17 protein-coding genes are annotated in these 17,762 nt (G+C 67.8%); 14 read left to right on the top strand and 3 right to left on the bottom strand.

The annotated features are described in order from the left end of the window. Positions 1-47: 47 nt before the first annotated feature. Positions 48-1,544: a PLP-dependent aminotransferase family protein gene (locus CLU87_RS00675; RefSeq protein WP_099731969.1), complete on the bottom strand. Its 1,497-nt coding sequence runs from the start codon at positions 1,542-1,544 to the stop codon at positions 48-50. A 163-nt stretch (positions 1,545-1,707) separates the two neighbouring features. Between CLU87_RS00675 and CLU87_RS00670 the strand changes: the two genes are divergently transcribed. The 11 genes from CLU87_RS00670 to CLU87_RS00620 all read left to right on the top strand — a co-directional run bounded on the left by CLU87_RS00670 (position 1,708) and on the right by CLU87_RS00620 (position 10,246). Beyond that, positions 1,708-2,322: a LysE family translocator gene (locus tag CLU87_RS00670; RefSeq protein WP_056747996.1), complete on the top strand. Its 615-nt coding sequence runs from the start codon at positions 1,708-1,710 to the stop codon at positions 2,320-2,322. After that, positions 2,319-3,236 carry a DMT family transporter gene (locus tag CLU87_RS00665; protein WP_056065632.1) on the top strand — a complete coding sequence of 306 codons (918 nt, stop codon included), beginning with the start codon at positions 2,319-2,321 and terminating at the stop codon, positions 3,234-3,236. Before CLU87_RS00670 ends, CLU87_RS00665 begins: the two co-directional genes overlap by 4 nt. Beyond that, entirely contained in the window at positions 3,233-3,703 is a 471-nt protein-coding gene (locus CLU87_RS00660) for a RidA family protein (RefSeq protein ID WP_056065629.1), read from the top strand. The genes CLU87_RS00665 and CLU87_RS00660 overlap by 4 nt, the downstream gene beginning before the upstream one ends. Before the next feature lie 5 nt (positions 3,704-3,708). Next, positions 3,709-4,038, top strand: coding sequence for a DHCW motif cupin fold protein (locus tag CLU87_RS00655; RefSeq protein WP_056065628.1), 330 nt, complete (start codon positions 3,709-3,711; stop codon positions 4,036-4,038). Between the two features lie 98 nt (positions 4,039-4,136). Further along, positions 4,137-5,342: a PLP-dependent aminotransferase family protein gene (locus CLU87_RS00650; RefSeq protein ID WP_199170770.1), complete on the top strand. Its 1,206-nt coding sequence runs from the start codon at positions 4,137-4,139 to the stop codon at positions 5,340-5,342. 6 nt (positions 5,343-5,348) lie between these two features. After that, positions 5,349-5,978, top strand: a complete 630-nt coding sequence (locus tag CLU87_RS00645) for a glutathione S-transferase (protein ID WP_056747994.1) — start codon at positions 5,349-5,351, stop codon at positions 5,976-5,978. Positions 5,979-5,990: 12 nt separating this feature from the next. Further along, positions 5,991-6,854 carry a PhzF family phenazine biosynthesis protein gene (locus CLU87_RS00640; RefSeq protein WP_056065622.1) on the top strand — a complete coding sequence of 288 codons (864 nt, stop codon included), beginning with the start codon at positions 5,991-5,993 and terminating at the stop codon, positions 6,852-6,854. Positions 6,855-7,023: 169 nt separating this feature from the next. Continuing rightward, positions 7,024-7,899 (top strand): PhzF family phenazine biosynthesis protein, encoded by an 876-nt coding sequence (locus CLU87_RS00635; protein ID WP_099729165.1) that lies wholly within the window; start codon positions 7,024-7,026, stop codon positions 7,897-7,899. After that, positions 7,896-8,615 (top strand): VOC family protein, encoded by a 720-nt coding sequence (locus CLU87_RS00630; RefSeq protein ID WP_099729164.1) that lies wholly within the window; start codon positions 7,896-7,898, stop codon positions 8,613-8,615. Before CLU87_RS00635 ends, CLU87_RS00630 begins: the two co-directional genes overlap by 4 nt. Before the next feature lie 6 nt (positions 8,616-8,621). Next, positions 8,622-9,263: a LysE family translocator gene (locus CLU87_RS00625; protein WP_099729163.1), complete on the top strand. Its 642-nt coding sequence runs from the start codon at positions 8,622-8,624 to the stop codon at positions 9,261-9,263. Next, positions 9,260-10,246 carry a threonine dehydratase gene (locus CLU87_RS00620; protein ID WP_099729162.1) on the top strand — a complete coding sequence of 329 codons (987 nt, stop codon included), beginning with the start codon at positions 9,260-9,262 and terminating at the stop codon, positions 10,244-10,246. Before CLU87_RS00625 ends, CLU87_RS00620 begins: the two co-directional genes overlap by 4 nt. A gap of 73 nt (positions 10,247-10,319) precedes the next feature. Here CLU87_RS00620 and CLU87_RS00615 read toward each other — a convergent pair whose 3' ends face one another. Then, the gene (locus CLU87_RS00615) at positions 10,320-10,787 is read right to left on the bottom strand and encodes a DUF2846 domain-containing protein (RefSeq protein ID WP_099729161.1); all 468 of its coding nucleotides are present in this window, start codon (positions 10,785-10,787) and stop codon (positions 10,320-10,322) included. Positions 10,788-11,023: 236 nt separating this feature from the next. Here CLU87_RS00615 and CLU87_RS00610 point away from each other — a divergent pair, with 236 nt between their 5' ends. Further along, positions 11,024-11,695 carry a histidine phosphatase family protein gene (locus CLU87_RS00610; protein WP_099729160.1) on the top strand — a complete coding sequence of 224 codons (672 nt, stop codon included), beginning with the start codon at positions 11,024-11,026 and terminating at the stop codon, positions 11,693-11,695. Positions 11,696-11,783: 88 nt separating this feature from the next. On the opposite strand, the gene CLU87_RS00605 is transcribed toward CLU87_RS00610, so the two are convergent. Next, positions 11,784-12,635, bottom strand: a complete 852-nt coding sequence (locus CLU87_RS00605) for a creatininase family protein (RefSeq protein ID WP_099729159.1) — start codon at positions 12,633-12,635, stop codon at positions 11,784-11,786. 64 nt (positions 12,636-12,699) lie between these two features. On the opposite strand from CLU87_RS00605, the gene CLU87_RS00600 reads away from it, so the two are divergent. Both CLU87_RS00600 and CLU87_RS00595 read left to right on the top strand, forming a co-directional pair. After that, the gene (locus CLU87_RS00600) at positions 12,700-13,452 is read left to right on the top strand and encodes an alanyl-tRNA editing protein (RefSeq protein WP_099729158.1); all 753 of its coding nucleotides are present in this window, start codon (positions 12,700-12,702) and stop codon (positions 13,450-13,452) included. A gap of 308 nt (positions 13,453-13,760) precedes the next feature. Then, positions 13,761-17,597, top strand: a complete 3,837-nt coding sequence (locus CLU87_RS00595; RefSeq protein WP_099729157.1) for a DUF748 domain-containing protein — start codon at positions 13,761-13,763, stop codon at positions 17,595-17,597. Positions 17,598-17,762 lie beyond the last annotated feature (165 nt).

Raw genomic sequence — 17,762 nt, 5'->3', positions numbered from 1 at the left:
GGCGACACCACCATGCGATTGCGCGACCCCAGGGCAATGTCTGCGGCTCACCGCCCTTGCTCAGCCCGCACACGCTCAAAGATGCGCCAGAACGCCGCGTCCTGCGTCGTTGCAAAGTTGATGCGCATGAGCGTACTGGGTTTGCGCTCGGCATGGAACAACGCACCGGGCGCCAGCAGATAGCCTTCGTCCAGCATGCGCTGCGACAGCGCATCGGTGTCCACCCCGGTCTCCACCCAGCCAAACAGGCCCACCGGCTCGGCCGCAAAGGTGCAGCCCGCCCCCAGGGCGAGCTTGACGCTGCGCGCGCGTGCGGCATCCAGCCGGGTGCGGATGCGTTCGGCGTGGCGGCGCAGCTGGCCCTGCTCGATGCACAGTGCCAGGGCCTTCTCCAGCAGCGCCGGGGTGGTCAGCGTGGCCAGCAGCTTGGTGTCCAGCAATTGCTCCACCAGCGCAGGCGGCGCAGCCATGAAGCCAATGCGCCAGTTGGGCGCCAGGATCTTGGCAAAGCCGCTCACATAGATGGTGCGCTGCAGGCCATCCAGCGCCGTGAGGCGCGTGGCGTGCTCCGGCGCTATGTGGCTGTAGGTGTCGTCTTCCACCACATGGAAGTTGTGCTGGTTGGCCAACTGCAACACGCGGTGGGCACTGCCCGGCGTAAGGCAGTAGCCCGTGGGGTTGTGAAACACGCTCACGCTCACGTAGAGCTTGGGCTTGTGCACCTCGCAGTAGCGCGCCATGACTTCCAGATCCGGGCCATCGGCGCGGCGCGGCACGGGCAGGATGTGCATGCCCAAGGCGGCCAGCCGCGCAAACTCCACTGCCCAGCCGGGCTCCTCCACCATGACCGGGTCGCCCGGGCGCAGCAGGGTGCGGCTCACGATGTCCAGCGCATGCGTGGCCCCCACGGTGGTGATGATGTTCTCAGGCACCGTGTGCACGTTGAGCGTGGACAGCTTTTTGGCCAGCACGCGCCGCAGGCCTGCATCGCCCAGCGGCTCGCCATACTGCAGCGAAAACTCCTGCAGGGCGCGCGAGTTGGTGACCTTGCGCACGGCGGCGGGCATGAAGGTGGACTCCAGCCAGTCGGGCGGAAAGACCCCCATGCCGGGCTGGGGCTTGTCGCTGATCTTGTGGAACATGCCCCGGATCAGCGCCGTGGCGTTGACGGGCGACACCCCTGGACCCGCGCTGCCGGCGGCACGCGCCGCAAACCAGTGCGCCGTGCTCCAGTTGGCGGCAGCACTTTCCAGAGCCAGGTCGTCGGGGCGCGGGCGCGCGTCAAGGTCGCCGTCGGCTGCATCCACCGCTCGGCCACTTTCGCGGACAAAAAACCCCCGGTTCTTGCGCGCCTCCACCAGGCCCTGCGCCAGCAGCTGGTCATAGGCCGCCACCACGGTGGACGGGCTCACCCCGTGCTGCTGCGCGCACTGGCGCACCGACGGCAGGCGTGCACCCGGCGCCATCAGGCGGTTGCGGATGCGCTCGGCAAACCGGGCGGACAGTTGTTCGGTCAGCGACTGGGTCGACGATTTCATCAGCATGGTGGCATTCCGCTCGCTGCGCCGCCAGGCGCCGGTGTGTATTGTTTTGCCGGGCAATACAGATTTGCAACTGCGCCGACTGTCTGTACTGGTTGTGTATTGGTAGCAAGATTACATTGAAGGCAAATCCCCCACAAGTCCCCCACCCCTTCCCGCACCCACCATGAGCGTCGCTGAACTCACCGCCCTGCTGCTGTTTTGCACCGCCATGAGCTTTTCGCCGGGGCCCAACACCACCTTGTCCACCGCGCTGGCCGCCAACCTCGGGCTCAAGCGCGCGCTGCGCTTTTGCTTTGCGGTGCCTGCGGGCTGGACGCTGCTCATGCTGGGCAGCGGGCTGGGCCTGGGTGCCCTCATCACCGGCGTGCCCGCCCTGCGCTGGGCGGTGACGCTGCTGGGCGTGGCCTACATGCTCTGGCTGGCTTTCAAGCTCAGCCGCGCAGGCCAGATGACCGCCATCGACACGTCGCGCCTGAACGTGACCTTCTGGCAAGGCGTAGGCCTGCAGTTTGTCAACATCAAGGCCTGGATGCTGGCCCTCACGCTCAGCGCAGGCTGGGTGGTCAATGCCGCAGGGCAGCCCGCCGCCAACCCGGGTGAGCGCCTGGCCATCATTTGCGGCGTGATGATGGTGTTCGCCTTCACCAGCAACTTTGTCTATGCGCTGGTGGGCTCGCTGCTGCGCCAGTGGCTGGCGCAGGGCGCGCGGCTGCTGTGGTTCAACCGCGCGCTGGCACTCGTGCTGGTGCTCACTGCGTACTGGATGCTCACCCTATGAACCGCGCACAGGAAAAAGAAGCCCTGCTCTGGGGCCTGGTCGGCGTCACGCTGTTTGCGGCCACGCTGCCCATGACGCGGTTGGCAGTGGGCTCTACCGATGCGCCCCAGCTGTCCCCCTGGTTCGTCACGTTCGGGCGTGCCGCCGTGGCCGGCTTGCTGTCGATTGGCTACCTGCTGTGGCAGCGCACGCAAGGGCGCCTGAACCTGCCGGTGCGGGCCGAGTGGCCACTGCTGGGCATCACAGCGTTTGGCGTGATTGTCGGCTTCCCGCTGTTCCTGGCGCTGGCATTGCGCCATGTGCCCAGCACCCATGGCGCCGTGGTCACGGCCCTGCTGCCGCTGTCCACCGCCCTGCTGGGTGCACTGTGGTACCGGCAGCGGCCCTCGGCAGGCTTCTGGGCCTGTGCAGTGCTGGGCAGCGGGCTGGTGCTGGGCTTCATGGTGTGGCGTGCGGGCGGCCTGTACCTGGGCGCAGCCAACATCTACCTGCTGATCGCCATGACCACAGGCGCCCTGGGCTACATCGGCGGCGCCCGCCTCACGCCCCGCCTGGGGGCCGAGCAGGTCATCTGCTGGGTGCTGGTGTGTTGCCTGCCACTCACCCTGCCCGTGGCCTGGTGGTTCGCTCCCGCCGTCCCCTCCAGCATTGGCGCGATGAGCTGGGCGGGCTTCCTCTATGTGGCCCTGTTCTCGATGTGGATCGGCTTCTTTGCGTGGTACCGCGCCCTGGCGCTGGGTGCCGTGCGGGTCAGCCAGATCCAGCTCATCCAGCCCTTTTTGAGCCTGCTGTTTGCAGTGCCCCTGCTGGGCGAACACCTGGATGCCGTCACCCTGGTGTTTGCAGTGGCCGTGATCGCCACCGTCTTCGTGGGCAAACGGATGCCCGTTCAACAACAAGGAGCCCCCGCATGAGTGCCATGACCCCAGAACAGCGACTGCAACAGCTGGGCCTGGTGCTGCCCACCGTGTCCGCCCCGCGCGGCAACTTTGACGCCTATGTGCTGGACGGCAACACGCTGTACCTGTCGGGCAAAGGCTCGCCACTGCGCAACGACATGGTGGTGGTCCCCAAGGTGGGCCGCGAGATCAGTGCCGACGAGGCACGTCAGCACGCCCGCGAAGTGGGCCTGCAGCTGATCGCCACCATGCAGGCAGCACTCGGAGACCTCTCGCGCGTGCGCCGTGTGGTCAAGCTGCTGGGCATGGTGAATGCGGTACCCGACTTCATGCAGCACACCGAGGTCATCAACGGCTGCTCCGACCTGCTAGTGGAAGTGTTTGGTGATGCAGGACGGCACGCACGCTCGGCCGTCGGTGTCGGCTCCCTGCCGCGTGGCTTTGCGGTGGAGATCGAGGCCGTGGTGTCGATCAAGGACTGAAAACCATGCATTTGCAGAACATTCCCTTTGCCACCACCGACTGGGCCAGCATTCCGCGCGAAGAAAAAAGCGCCGCAGCGGGCCAGGCCTTCTGGCGCACCCAGACATTTGGCGAGGCGCGCGTGCGCATGGTGGAGTACACGCCAGGCTACGTGTCCGACCACTGGTGCACCAAGGGCCATGTGCTCTTGTGCCTGAGCGGCGAGCTGCACACCGAGCTGGCCGACGGCCGCCAGTACACCTTGACACCCGGCATGAGTTACCAGGTGGCGGACAATGCAGAACCCCATCGGTCCACCTCCCCACAGGGCGCCACCCTGTTCATCGTGGACTGAGAAGGTGTGAACGCACCCGCCAGGGCTGCTGCACACCCATTTTTTGACGACAACTTTGCAACCGAAGCGGCCCAGGCGGCCACCCGCAGGAGACGAGAGTGAAACTGAACGACCTTCCCACCAACAGCACGTGGACCCTGGCACGCCGTGCCGAGCGCATGAACCCCTCGGTCATCCGCGAAATCCTGAAGGTCACCGAAAAGCCCGGCATCATCAGCCTGGCGGGCGGCCTGCCATCGCCCAAGACCTTCCCGGTCTCCGCGTTTGCTGCCGCTTCTGCCGCCGTGCTGGCCAACGACGGCCCCGGCGCCCTGCAGTACGCCGCCAGCGAAGGCTATGGCCCGCTGCGCCAGGCGATTGCCGACTTCCTGCCCTGGGACGTGGACGCTGACCAGATCCTCATCACCACCGGCTCGCAACAGGCGCTGGACCTGATCGCCAAGATCCTCATCGACACCGATAGCCGCGTTCTGGTGGAAACGCCCACCTACCTGGGCGCGCTGCAGGCCTTCACGCCCATGGAGCCCAACGTGGTGTCCGTGGCCAGCGATGATGAAGGCGTGCTGATCGACGACCTGCGCGCCAAGGTGGGCACGGGCGCGAACAAGGCACGTTTCCTGTACGTGCTGCCCAACTTCCAAAACCCCACCGGCCGCACCATGAGCGATGCGCGCCGCACCGAGCTGGTGGCCGCCGCCGCCGAGCTGAACCTGCCCCTGGTGGAAGACAACCCCTACGGCGACCTGTGGTTCGACGCACCGCCGCCGGCCCCGCTCACGGCCCGCAACCCCGACGGCTGCATCTACATGGGTTCGTTCTCCAAGGTGCTGGCCCCCGGCCTGCGCCTGGGCTACATCGTGGCGCCCAAGGCCGTGTACCCCAAGCTGCTGCAGGCCAAGCAGGCGGCCGACCTGCACACCCCCGGCTACAACCAGCGACTGGTGGCCGAAGTGATGAAGGACGGCTTCCTGGACCGCCATGTGCCCACCATCCGCGCGCTGTACAAGCAGCAGTGCGAGGCCATGCTGGCCGCACTCGACAAGGAAATGCAGGGCCTGGGCGTGCACTGGAACCGCCCCGACGGCGGCATGTTCCTGTGGGTGCGCCTGCCGGAAGGCATGAGCGCCATCGAGCTGCTGCCCAAGGCCGTGGAGCGCAATGTGGCCTTTGTGCCCGGGGCGGCCTTCTATGCCGACAACGCCGACCACCGCACCCTGCGGCTGTCGTTCGTGACCTCCACCGTCGAGCAGATCGCCACCGGCATCGCGGCGCTGGCGGCAGCCATCCGCGAGAGCAAGGGCTGATTCACCATGCTGAGGCTCTGGGGTCGCCTGTCGTCCATCAACGTGCGCAAGGTCGTGTGGGCCGTGCAGGAGCTGGGCCTGCCCTCGGTGCAGCGCACCGACGCGGGCGGCCAGTACGGCATCGTGCGCGAGGCGCGCTACCTGGGCCTCAACCCCAATGGCCTGGTGCCGCTGATTGAGGACGAGGACACGGGCGTGGTGCTATGGGAGTCCAACGCCATCGTGCGCTACCTGTGCGCCCGGCATTCGCTGGGCAACCTGTACCCCGAAGACCTTCCCTCGCGTTTTGTGGCCGAGCAGTGGATGGACTGGCAGCAGACCACGCTGAACCCGGCCGGGCGCGACGCCTTCATTCAGTGGATCCGCACGCCTGCGGCCCAGCGCAACGATGCGCTGATCGCCGCGTCGGTGGCGGTCACGGAGCCCCTGCTGGCCCTGCTGGACGCCCACCTGGCCCGCCAGCCCTTCATGGCGGGTGAGCGGTTCACGATGGCCGACATCCCGGTGGGTTGTGAGATCCACCGCTGGTGGGGCTTGCCGCAAGAACGCGCCGCACGCCCCCACCTGGAGCGGTGGTACAACACGGTCAGCACCCGCCCCGGCGCCCGCGGGGTACTGGACCAACCCCTTTCCTGACCGCGCCTCACCATGCACCAGCGCCCCTTCAAGCAGATCGACGTCTTCAGCGACCGCCCCGGCTACGGCAACCCTGTGGCCGTGGTGCTGGATGCCGACGGCCTGAGCGACAGCGACATGCGCCGCTTTGCGGCCTGGACCAACCTGTCGGAAACTACCTTTCTGATGCCGCCCACCGACGCCGGGCGCGCGGCCGGGGCCGACTACCGCCTGCGCATCTTCAGCCCCAATGGCGAGCTGCCATTTGCGGGCCACCCCACGCTGGGCACCTGCCACGCCTGGCTGCAGGCAGGCCACCGCCCGCAGCAGGACGGCATGGTGATCCAGGAATGCGCGCTGGGCCTGGTCCGCATCGCACTGAGCGGCGACACCCTGGCGTTTGCCGCCCCCCCGCTCAAGCGCAGCGCCCCCAGCCCCGCGCTGGTGCCGCTGATCGCGAGCGCCCTGGGCCTGCGCCCGCAGCAGATTCTGGGTGCGCAGATGCTGGACAACGGCCCCGTGTGGCTGGGCTTGCTGCTCGACAGCGCTGACACGGTGCTGGGCTTGCACCCCGACCACGCCCGCCTGAAGGATCTGGGCCAGGACGTGGGCGTGATCCATGTGGGCCCTGCCGCCAGCAACACCGCCCAGCCCGGCGTGGTGGTGCGCGCCTTTGCCGCCCCCATGGGCAACCCCGAAGACCCGGTGACGGGCACCCTCAACGCGAGCCTGGCTGAATGGCTGATTGCCGATGGCCTCGCCCCCCGCAGTTACCTGGTGGCCCAGGGCGAATGCCTGGGCCGCGCGGGCCGCGTGCACATCCGCCAGGACGATGACCACCAGCTGTGGGTGGGCGGCCGAGCCGTCACCTGCATCGAAGGCACGGTGCTGCTATGACCCCGCACCGCACTGCACCGCGCCCCAGCGGCTGATTTCCCCCTCGGCCTCGCCAGAGCGCCGAGCCACAACCACCTGCTTGCACATCGGGCCACACCCCGGTGAGCCCCCGGCGTGCCCGACCCATCCCGCTTCACTGCCCGTTTGATAGACCAAGGACCTGACCACCATGCACCAACGCCCGTTCCAGCAAGTCGATGTATTCACCGCCACGCCCTACCGTGGCAACCCCCTGGCCGTGGTGCTGGACGGCTCCGGCCTCAGCACCGAAGCCATGCAGGACTTCACCAACTGGACCAACCTGTCCGAAGCCACCTTCCTGCTGCCCCCCACCCCGGAAGGGCGCGCCGCCGGTGCCGACTACCGCGTGCGCATCTTCTGCCCCGGGCGCGAACTGCCTTTTGCGGGGCACCCCACACTGGGCAGCTGCCATGCGTGGCTGAAGGCCGGTGGGCAGCCCCAGGTGGCAGGCCAGGTGGTGCAGGAGTGTGGCGTGGGCCTGGTCACGCTGCGCCAGGACGGCGAGCGCCTGGCCTTCGCCGCGCCGCCCCTCATCCAAAGCGGCCCGCTGGCCGAAGACGACGTGGCGCTGATTGCCCGGGGCCTGGGCGTGGCGCGCAGCGACATCCTGCACCACGCCTGGTGCGACAACGGCCCCAACTGGCGGGGTGTGATGCTGCGCAGCAGCGAGCAGGTGCTGGCGCTGAAGCCTGACGCCAGCATCCTGGGCCAGCTGGACGTGGGCGTGGTCGGCCCGCGCGGCAAGGTGGGTGTCATTGGCAGCACCGACGCCGAAGGCATCGCCTTTGAAGTGCGCGCATTCTTCCCCGGCAACAACGGCCTGGCCGAAGACCCCGTGACCGGCAGCCTCAACGCCGCGCTGGCCCAGTGGCTCATCGGCGCCGGGCTGGCCCCCACGCAGTATGTGGCCGCCCAGGGCACCTGCCTGGGCCGCGCCGGGCGGGTGTTTGTGGAGCAGGACGGCGACACCATCTGGGTCGGCGGCAGCTCGGTCACCTGCATGGCCGGTGAGGTGCTGCTGTGACCGCCACGACCACCCAACACGCCCCCTGCGTGGACCACCTGGTCGTGCTGGCGGCCGACCTGGCGAGCGGCGTGGCCTGGTGCGAACGCACGCTGGGTATCACCCCCACGGCGGGCGGCGAACACCCGCTGATGGGCACCCACAACCGCATCTTCAACGTCTCCAGCCCGGCGCATTCGCGCGCCTACCTGGAGATCATTGCTATCAACCCAGGAGCATCTAAAGCAATACCCACTAGCGCAAGACGCTGGTTTGACATGGATGATGCCAATCTGCAGGCCCAGGTGGCCCAACACGGCCCCCAACTCATTCACTGGGTGGCCAGCGTGCCCGACGTGGCTGCCGCGTGCACCGCGTTGTCAGCGCTGGACATGGATCGCGGCGCCGTCATCACCGCCAGCCGCCCCACGCCCCATGGCCTGCTGCAATGGCAGATCACCGTGCGGGACGACGGCCTGCGCCTGATGGACGGATGCCTGCCCACCCTCATCCAGTGGGGCGCGGCGCACCCCTGCGACAGCCTGCCCGCGAGTGGCGTGCAGCTGGAACAACTCGCACTACAGCACCCGCAAGCCGCCACCTTGCAGGCGGCGTGCAATGCGGTGGGCGTGGCCGCTTCCGTCCTCGTCACGCCGTACGCCGCTCCGCGCCTCAGTGCCCAGCTCAGCACGCCACGGGGCCCCGTCACCCTCACTTCGTTCACCCCCCAGGAGTAAACCGCCATGCTGTTTTCCTTGCAGGAATTGCTGCTCTTCGCGCTCGCCTCCCTAGTGCTGGTGCTCACGCCAGGCCCCAACATGGTGTACTGCGTCTCGCGCAGCCTTACCCAGGGGCCGCGCGCCGGGCTCATCTCGCTGACCGGCGTGGTGCTGGGTTTTGTTGTGCACCTGCTGGCAGCGGCGCTGGGCCTCACCGCGCTGCTGGCGGCCGTGCCGCTGGCGTTTGACGCCATCCGCTACGCCGGGGCTGCCTACCTGCTGTGGATGGCCTGGCAGGCCGTCAAGCCTGGTGGCGCTGCGCCGTTTGAAGCGCGCAACCTGCCGCACGACAGCCCGCGCACACTGTTCCTCATGGGCTTCATGACCAACCTCTTGAACCCCAAGGTGGCCATGTTCTACCTGTCGTTCTTCCCCCAGTTTCTGCACCCCGAGCGCGGCCAATTGCTGCAACAAAGCCTGACGCTGGGCGCCGTGCAGATCAGCACCAGCGCTGCCGTCAACGCCCTGCTGGTGCTGGGCGCCGCGCGCGTGGCGCTGTTCCTCAACCGCAACGCCGCATGGATGCGCGCGCAGCGCTACTTCATGGGCACCGTGCTCGGTCTGCTCGCCCTGCGCCTCCTCACCGAAAAGAAAGCCGCCGCATGAACGCCCGCCTCGACATCGCATCCCTCTTGCCCACCCTGGCCGACATCGAAGCCGCTGCCCAGGTGGTGTACCGCGACTTCGCCGCCACGCCCCAGTACCGCTGGGGCCTGCTCAGCCAGCGCCTGGGCACCGACTGCTGGCTCAAGCACGAGAACCACACGCCCGTGGGCGCCTTCAAGATCCGGGGCGGCCTGACCTACTTTGACCAGCTCGCCCAGCGCGGCACGCTGCCCTCTGAGGTCATCAGCGCCACGCGCGGCAACCACGGCCAAAGCATGGGCTGGGCCGCGCGCCGCCACGGCGTGGCCTGCACCATCGTCGTGCCGCGCGGCAACTCGGTGGAGAAGAACGCCGCCATGCGCGCGCTGGGCGTCACGCTCATCGAACACGGCGACGACTTTCAGGAAGCGCGCGAACACGCTATCCAGCTCGCAGCCCAGCGCGGGGCCCACATGGTGCCCAGCTTCCACCCCGACCTGCTGCGGGGCGTGAGCACCTACTGGTGGGAATTTTTGCGCTCCGTGCCGCAGCTCGATGTGGTGTACGTGCCCATCGGCCAGGGCTCGGGCGCGTGCTCGGCCATCGCCGCCAAGCTGGCGCTGCAGCACCCCGTGCGCGTGGTCGGCGTGGTCAGCAGCCACGCCACCACCTATGCCGATTCGCTGGCCGCAGGCCGCGTGGTGGAGGCACCGGTGACCACCCAACTCGCCGACGGCATGGCCTGCCGCGTGGCCGATGCCGAGGCCCTGGCCGTGATGGCGCCACACATCGACCACATCGTGCAGGTGAGCGACGCCGAGGTGGCCGCCGCCATGCATGCCCTGTTCACCGACACCCACAACGTGGCCGAAGGCGCAGGTGCTGCGGCGCTGGCGGCGGCGCTGCAGGAGCACGACCGCCTGAAGGGTTTGAACGTGGGGTTGGCGTTGACGGGCGGAAACGTCGATGCGCCGGTGTTTGCACACGCTTTGCAAGCTGCCTGACTGGCCCGCAAAACAGCCAAACAAAAAAAGGGGCGCGAGGCCCCCTTTTTCTTTGATGTGCGAAGGACGCTAGTTACTTCACGGGTGGGCGGCACTTGCCACCTTCAGCCAGCTCCAGCTTCGCGATGTCCGCCTTGCCTTGCTCTTCAGACACCTGCTCGAGATCGGCGCCGCCGACAAAGACACCCATCTTGATGAACTGGCGGATGAAATAGTTCTTGCCTGACTCGAGCAGAAGTTCGAGCTTGTTCGGAGAAAACTCAGACTCGGTTTCGACGGTATGCGTCTTGCCGCCTTCGACCTGCGCGTAGAAGAACACGTCGGGAGCGCTGGTACCGACGCAAGCGCCGTCAATGCGCAGGTCCTTGGTCAACGCCTTGCCCAACACGCTGTTGCGATACAGGTAGACCCCGGCCTTGCCTGCCGGTGGCTGCTGAAACTCTTTGGCTGCGGCCGATTGCTCTTTGGTGGCCATGTTGACCGACGCGCAACCGGTCATGAGCATGGAAACAGCCAGCGCGATGTAGATGGTTTTTTTCATGGTTTTTGATGTGACAGATGACAGCAAGGTTTACTGGCCCGGCGCATTGCCATCCAGCCTCCCCTCCAACCTTGCTCCGCAAATTGTAGCTACGGGGAAAGGCAGAAAAAGCGTTTACGGCGACCTGAATGCGGAGCTTGAAAGACGTTCCTCACAGCAACAACGCGCGGTCGCAGACTGTCCCGAAGTCGCTCCAGTGACAAACCTCAAGTCAACTTGCTCATCACAATGCGTTCATGGGAACCCTCTACCTTGTGCGCCACGGCCAGGCCTCGTTTGGCGCGGAAGACTACGACCAGCTCAGCGCTCTGGGCCGCCAGCAGGCAGTGCGCCTGGGCGAGCACTGGCGCGCACGCGGCTTGGGGTTTGACGCCGTCATCACCGGCACGCTGCGCCGCCATACGCAGACGCTGGAAGGCATCGCCGAGGGCCTGCAGACCACCCCCGAAGTGCTGCAGTTGCCAGGCCTCAATGAATACGACAGCCATGCGCTGATCGCCGCCATCCACCCCCAGCCCCTGGGCCCGGCCGACACGCCCGAGCGCTACCGCGCGCACTTTCGCATCCTGTGCGACGCGCTGGCGCAGTGGATGGCAGGCGTCATCAGCCCCCAGGGCATGCCCAGCTGGAACGAGTTTTCGGCCGGTGTGCGCAGCGCGCTGGACCATGTGCGCCACCACCATGCGGGCCAGAACGTGCTGCTGGTGAGCAGCGGCGGCCCCATCTCGACCGCCGTGGGCGAGGTGCTGGGCACGGCGCCCGAGGTCACCATTGCGCTGAACATGCGCATCCGCAACAGCGCGGTGACGGAGTTCTCCATCTCGCCCAAGCGGTTGATGTTGCAGACCTTCAACACGCTGCCGCACCTGAACGAGCTGGAGCACGCGCAGTGGGTGACGCACGCCTGAGCACCGATATTTCGTTTTTCTGAGCCTTTCAGGTCGCTTGCGCTAGTGGATCATGCGCCGGAAGCTATGAAAAATATATCAAACCGATTCAGCGCAAGTGGGGGCCATCCGCCAGGGTAGACAGCGGCAGCGCCTGCAGCTCCTGCAGCAGCGCCACCAGTTGCTGCGCTGCAGCGTCCACCACCGCTTGTCCCTTGTCGGCCGTGGCTGCGGCCGCGTTACCCACGGCACCCGCCGGGTGGTAGTCCTGCATCTGCCAGCCCAGCTTGGCGCTTTTGCCATTGCCCAGGATGACATAGCGCTCCGACCGGTCCTGCGAGGTGGAGCGGAAGTTTTGCGCCTGTGCCATCTGCACGGTGGCGGGCGCGAGGTGCAGCATCATCGATGTCTCGATGTCGCCCGCATGGATGCCAAAGCGGTGCTCCTGGGCGCTGAACTGGCCCGCCACCGCATCGGGCAGCGGCAGGCTGAACCAGCTGGCGCTGTAGACGATGAGGTCGCAGCGCGTGCGCAGCTCGCGCGCCACGATGTCCATCACGCTCACCTGTCCGCCGTGGCCGTTGAACAGCAGCAGCTTCTTGATGCCCGCGCGGGCCACGCACTCGCCGATCTCGGTCCACAGCGCGATCACCGTGGCGGGCGACAGCGTGAGCGTGCCGGGAAAGCGGATGTGCTCCGGGCTCAGGCCCACGTTCTGTGGCGGCAGGAACAGCACGGGCAACTCGGCGGGCAGCTGCGGCAGCGCGGCATCGATCACGCCCTGCAGCAGCGTCGCATCGACCGACAGGGGCAGGTGTGGCCCATGCTGCTCGACAGCCGCCACAGGCAGCACGGCCACCACCTGTTCAGCCCGCCCGCTGGCCTTTAGCGCCGCGAAATCACGGGTGGACAAGTCGGCCCAGAAGCGGGAGGGCAAGGGAGTCAAGGCAGCAGAAGTCATGCGTGCATGGTAGCGGCGCTGCCGGCCTCTGGGAAACGGCCACTGGCGCCGCTAACATGCCACCATGACCCAAGACCTCTTCCGCCAAGACGCCTACCTGCGCGAATGCAGCGCCCACATCACCGCTGTCACCGATACCGGCATCGTGCTGGACCAGACCGTGTTCTACCCCCTGGGCGGCGGCCAGGCCGGTGACAGCGGTGTGCTGGTGCTGGCAGACGGCACACAGATCACCATTGCCGACACCCGCAAGGGCAAGGACGCCGACGGCAACCCCACCAGCGACATCGTGCACATCCCCGCCCCCGGGCAGGAAGACCGCGTGGCGCAGCTCACGCCCGGCACCACCGTCACGGCCCGCATCGACTGGGAGCGCCGCCACCGCATGATGCGGCTGCACACCACCAGCCACCTGCTGTGCCATGTGGTGCCGCAGCTGGTCAACGGCTGCTCCATCACACCCGACTACGCGCGGCTGGACTTTGCGATGACAGACCCGCTGGACAAGGAGCAGCTGACCGCCGCCATCGCCACCCTGGTGGTTGCCGCGCACCCACTCACCGTGGCCTCGATCAGCGATGAAGAACTGGACGCGAACCCCGCGCTGGTCAAAAGCATGAGCGTGCAGCCCCCACGCGGCACCGGGCGCATCCGCACCATCCGCATCGGCGGCGAAGCCGACGCGCCACTGATCGACCTGCAGCCCTGTGGCGGCACGCATGTGGCCAACACGTCGGAGATCGGCAGCATTGTGGTGACCAAAATCGAGAAAAAGAGCGCAACGACCCGGCGGGTGGTACTGGGCTTTGCCCAGTGAGCGCAGCGAGGAGCGCTTTTCTTTGGGGTGCACTCACTTGTGCGCAGCGCAAGTGAGTGCGCACCAAAAGACACGGTCCTGAGCCACCACCCGCAGGGTGGTGCCGGGCTTTGCCCAGTGAGCGCAGTCACGGACGACCGCACTCACTGTCAACAATCTTGAGCCACCACAGCCGCCCGTTGCATTGGCTTACGCAGGCAGGCTGACAACGGGGACAATAGCGCCCGCGCGCAGCACCCGCCCGGCCCTCGGGCGGCGGTGACCGGCTCAACGTTCCGGGGCTGCGGCGCCCACCCTTGCCTGCCGCCATGCCGATCTCCCTGCGCTCCGTCTCTTTTGCCTCTTTGCGCCAGCACCGCTGGTTCCGCCCCGCCGTCCGCGCGCTGGCGGGTTTGATCGCCCTGTGGCTGATCACCTGGCTCGCCATTCCGCCACTGGTCAAGGGCCCGCTGGAGCGCATCGCGTCCGAGCAACTGGGGCGCACCGTGACGGTGGGCGGCATCGACTTTGAGCCCTGGAGCCTGGAATTCGCCCTGCGTGACGTGACCGTGGCAGGCGCCAATGGAGCTCCACCACAGCTGACCATTGGCCGCGTCTATGCCGACGGCGAACTGCAGTCGCTGCTGCGCATGGCGCCCGTGGTGGACGCCTTCACCATCGAAAACCCCGTGCTGCGCATCACCCACCTGGGCGATGGCCGCTACGACGTGGACGACATCATTGCCAAGGTCACCGCGCCCAAGAGCGAGCCCGAGCCAGACACCGGCCCCGCGCGCCTGGCGCTTTACAACCTGGCGCTCACCGGCGGCAGCATCGACTTCATCGACAACACCGTCAGCGAGACCCACGAGGTGCGTGCGCTGGCGCTGAAAGTGCCGTTCATCAGCACCCTGCCCTCGCAGCGCGAGGTGAAGGTGGAGCCCCACCTGGCGTTCACACTGGACGGCAGCCGGTTTGACTCCTCCGCCGAGGGCACGCCGTTTGCACAGACCGGCAAAGCCGACGCGCAGATCCGGCTGGATGGCCTGAACCTCGCACCCTACCTGGGCTACCTGCCGGCCAACCTGCCCGTCAAGGTGTTGGGTGCCACACTGGATGCGGATGTGAAGGTGGCCTTCGAACAGCACCCGCGCATGGCCGTGAAGCTGACAGGCACCGTACAGGCCAGCGGTGTGCGCATGGCCGACCGCCAGGGCGCCGACCTGCTGAGCTACGAGCGCCTGAAGATCGACATGGCCGATGTGCGCCCGCTGGACCAGGTGGTGCGCCTGCAGCATGTGGAGCTGACGGCGCCCGTGGTGACCGCCACCCGCGACGCCAGCGGTCAGATCAACCTGGCGCAACTGGCAACGCCCACCCCGCCAGCGCAGCATTCCACGCCCGCCAAGGGCAAGCCCGCCACACCTGCGGCATCCGCCTCAGTTGACACTGCCGCTTCGCCACCGGCCAGCGCAGCATCCGCCCCAGCGTCCCCCGCCTCCACAGGCAAAGCCAAGGCCAAGGCAGCCGCCCCCGCCTGGGCGGTGGACGTCGCCACCGCCGCCGTGCGTGGGGGCACCCTGCGCTGGGCCGACGCCACCACGCGCCCCGCTGCCGCCCTGCAGGCCACCGACATCACGCTGGATGCGGCAGATGTCGCCCTGCCCTTTGCCAAGGACAACGCCAAGCCCTTCAGCTTCAAAGGCGGGCTCAACCTGCAAGGCAGCACGCTCAGCTTCACCGGCGAAGCCACGGACCAGAAGGCCCAGGTCAACGCCACCCTGAACGCCCTGGCCCTGCAACTGGCCGCACCCTACCTGGCCCAGACGCTGGAGCCCACGGTGACCGGCCAGCTCAGCGGCGATGTGGGTGTGGCCTGGCAAGCGCCCACGCCACAGGCCGCGCAGGCGGGCGCCACCGGCGTCACCCTCAAGGCAGGCCCCCTGGCGCTGGAGCAACTGGCCGTCAAGCAAGGCAAGGCCACCTTGGCCAGCCTGGGCAAGCTGGAGGTTGCTGGCGCCGAGGTGCCCCTGGATGCGCGCACTGCCACGCTGGAGCGCCTGGCCATCAGCCAGCCGCACCTGGCGGTGGAACGGGGCGCCGACGGGCGCTGGATGTTCGAGCGCTGGCTGAAGGCAGCGCCCGGCAGCACCACGGCCCCGGCGGCAACGGCTGACGCAGCACCCGCCAGCACCAGCACACCCTGGAAGCTGCGCGTGGCCGATTTCTCGCTGCAGGGCGGCACCGTCTCGCTGGCCGACAACGCCCAGCCGCGCCCCGTGGCGCTGGACGTGACGGCCCTGGGCATCACCGCCCGCAACCTGGCCAGCGACGGCAGCAAGCCCGAAGCCTTCATGCTCACCGCCCGCGCCGCCGCACCGGGCAAGGGCAGCAAGGCCGCGCCGGGCAAGCTCGACTACCAGGGCACGCTGGCCCTGCAGCCGCTGACCACCCAGGGCAAGCTCGACGCCACCCGCCTGCCGCTGCACGCACTGGACGGCTACCTGGCCAGCCAGCTGTCGGTAGAACTGCTGCGCGCCGACGTGGGCTACCGGGGCCAGGTGGCCCTGGCGCAGACCGACAAAGGAGTCAGCCTGCGTCTGAGCGGTGATGCCGTGCTGGAAGACCTGCAGGCCAACAGCACCGCCGCCTTCACCCCCAAGACCGAGGCCCAGGTGGGTGAGGAACTGCTGGCCTGGAAAAGCCTGAACCTGCGCGGCCTGGCCGTGGCCACCGCCCCCGGCACCGCGCCGCGCGTGGAGGTCAAGGAGACCAGCCTGGTGGACTTTTTTGCCCGGGTCACCATCAACGAGGCCGGCCGCATCAACCTGAGCGACATTGCCAAGACCCCGGCCGAGGCACGGGCGGCCAATGCGGCCAGCGCCGCAGCCAGCACGGCCGCCCCCACGGCATCAGCCCCCGCCTCAACCGCATCGGCAACGCCCACCGCCCCTGCCCCTGCGGCGGTGGCCCAGGCCGACCCGCTGGCCCCAGTGGTGGTCTTTGGCCCCGTGAGCCTGGTCAACGGCAAGGTGCTGTTCTCGGACTTTTTCATCAAGCCCAACTACTCGGCCGACCTGACGGAGCTGACTGGCAAGCTCAGCGCGTTCTCGTCCGAAGCCTCGGGCGGCGAGCCCGTGCTGGCCGACCTGGAGCTGCGCGGCCGCGCCGAGGGCTCGGCATCGCTCGAAGTCACCGGCAAGCTCAACCCGCTGGCCAAACCGCTGGCCCTCGACATCGTGGGCAAGGTGCGCGACCTGGAGCTCCCCCCGCTCACGCCCTATTCCGTCAAATACGCGGGCCACGGCATCGAGCGCGGCAAGCTCAGCGTGGATGTGAACTACAAGGTGCTGCCCAACGGCCAGCTCACCGCCAGCAACCGGCTGGTGCTCAACCAGCTGACCTTTGGCGAGCCCGTGGAGGGCGCCCCCAACAGCCTGCCCGTGAAGCTGGCCGTGGCCCTGCTGGCCGATCGCCAGGGCGTGATCGACCTGGACCTGCCCATCAGCGGCTCGCTCAACGACCCGCAGTTCCGCATCGGCCCCGTGATCTTCAAGATCATCGTCAACCTCATCGGCAAGGCGCTGACCTCGCCCTTCAGCCTGCTGGCCAGCGCGTTTGGCGGTGGCGACGAGATGAGCAACGTGCCCTTTGCCCCGGGCAGCGCCACGCTCACGCCCGAGGCCGAGCAGAACCTGGGCAAGGTGGTCAAGGCCCTGACCGACCGACCCGCGCTCAAGATCACCGTGACCGGCATGGCCAGCCTGCAGGACGAGCGCGAAGGCCTGCAGCGCGAGCACCTGCGGCAACTGGTGCTGGCCGAAAAGCGCCGCGCCAGCCCCGGCGATACCGCCCCCGTATCGGCCGCCGAATACCCCGCCCTGCTCAAGGAGGTGTACCGCCGCGCCGACATGCCCAAGCCGCGCAACCTGGTCGGCATGGCCAAGGACCTCACCGTGCCCGAGATGGAAGCCCTGCTGCTGGCCAACCAGCCCGCCACCGAGGCCATGGCCGCCGACCTGGCCACGCAGCGCGGCCAGGCGATCCGCGCGTACCTGGTGTCGCAAAAGCTGCCGGTGGAGCGGCTGTTTGTCGCGGCACCCAAAGCGGGCAAACAGGCAGAAAAGTGGACACCGCGTGCGGAATTGAGCCTGGCGACACAATGAGCAACACCCCCTGAGTCGCCTACGGCGCCTTCCCCCTCTCTCGCTACGCGGGAGGGGGACGCCCCCAGCGCAAAAGGCTGGATACGCCGCTTTCGCGGCGGGGCGGCCCTTGCGCGGGGGCCCTGGTACTGGCCGCGCCCGTTTCCACGGACATGGACGGCTCCA

It is taken from the genome of Acidovorax sp. 59 (assembly GCF_002754175.1).
In the GTDB taxonomy this organism is placed as follows: domain Bacteria; phylum Pseudomonadota; class Gammaproteobacteria; order Burkholderiales; family Burkholderiaceae_C; genus Acidovorax; species Acidovorax delafieldii.
This window is presented reverse-complemented; position numbering and strand designations above follow the sequence as displayed.

What these genes read in the sequence shown, in the direction of transcription:
- CLU87_RS00675 (WP_099731969.1), bottom strand. Translation starts at nt 1,544, where the DNA reads ATGCTGATGAAATCGTCGACCCAGTCGCTGACCGAACAACTGTCCGCC.
- CLU87_RS00670 (WP_056747996.1), top strand. Translation starts at nt 1,708, where the DNA reads ATGAGCGTCGCTGAACTCACCGCCCTGCTGCTGTTTTGCACCGCCATG.
- CLU87_RS00665 (WP_056065632.1), top strand. Translation starts at nt 2,319, where the DNA reads ATGAACCGCGCACAGGAAAAAGAAGCCCTGCTCTGGGGCCTGGTCGGC.
- CLU87_RS00660 (WP_056065629.1), top strand. Translation starts at nt 3,233, where the DNA reads ATGAGTGCCATGACCCCAGAACAGCGACTGCAACAGCTGGGCCTGGTG.
- CLU87_RS00655 (WP_056065628.1), top strand. Translation starts at nt 3,709, where the DNA reads ATGCATTTGCAGAACATTCCCTTTGCCACCACCGACTGGGCCAGCATT.
- CLU87_RS00645 (WP_056747994.1), top strand. Translation starts at nt 5,349, where the DNA reads ATGCTGAGGCTCTGGGGTCGCCTGTCGTCCATCAACGTGCGCAAGGTC.
- CLU87_RS00640 (WP_056065622.1), top strand. Translation starts at nt 5,991, where the DNA reads ATGCACCAGCGCCCCTTCAAGCAGATCGACGTCTTCAGCGACCGCCCC.
- CLU87_RS00635 (WP_099729165.1), top strand. Translation starts at nt 7,024, where the DNA reads ATGCACCAACGCCCGTTCCAGCAAGTCGATGTATTCACCGCCACGCCC.
- CLU87_RS00625 (WP_099729163.1), top strand. Translation starts at nt 8,622, where the DNA reads ATGCTGTTTTCCTTGCAGGAATTGCTGCTCTTCGCGCTCGCCTCCCTA.
- CLU87_RS00620 (WP_099729162.1), top strand. Translation starts at nt 9,260, where the DNA reads ATGAACGCCCGCCTCGACATCGCATCCCTCTTGCCCACCCTGGCCGAC.
- CLU87_RS00615 (WP_099729161.1), bottom strand. Translation starts at nt 10,787, where the DNA reads ATGAAAAAAACCATCTACATCGCGCTGGCTGTTTCCATGCTCATGACC.
- CLU87_RS00610 (WP_099729160.1), top strand. Translation starts at nt 11,024, where the DNA reads ATGGGAACCCTCTACCTTGTGCGCCACGGCCAGGCCTCGTTTGGCGCG.
- CLU87_RS00605 (WP_099729159.1), bottom strand. Translation starts at nt 12,635, where the DNA reads ATGACTTCTGCTGCCTTGACTCCCTTGCCCTCCCGCTTCTGGGCCGAC.
- CLU87_RS00600 (WP_099729158.1), top strand. Translation starts at nt 12,700, where the DNA reads ATGACCCAAGACCTCTTCCGCCAAGACGCCTACCTGCGCGAATGCAGC.
- CLU87_RS00595 (WP_099729157.1), top strand. Translation starts at nt 13,761, where the DNA reads ATGCCGATCTCCCTGCGCTCCGTCTCTTTTGCCTCTTTGCGCCAGCAC.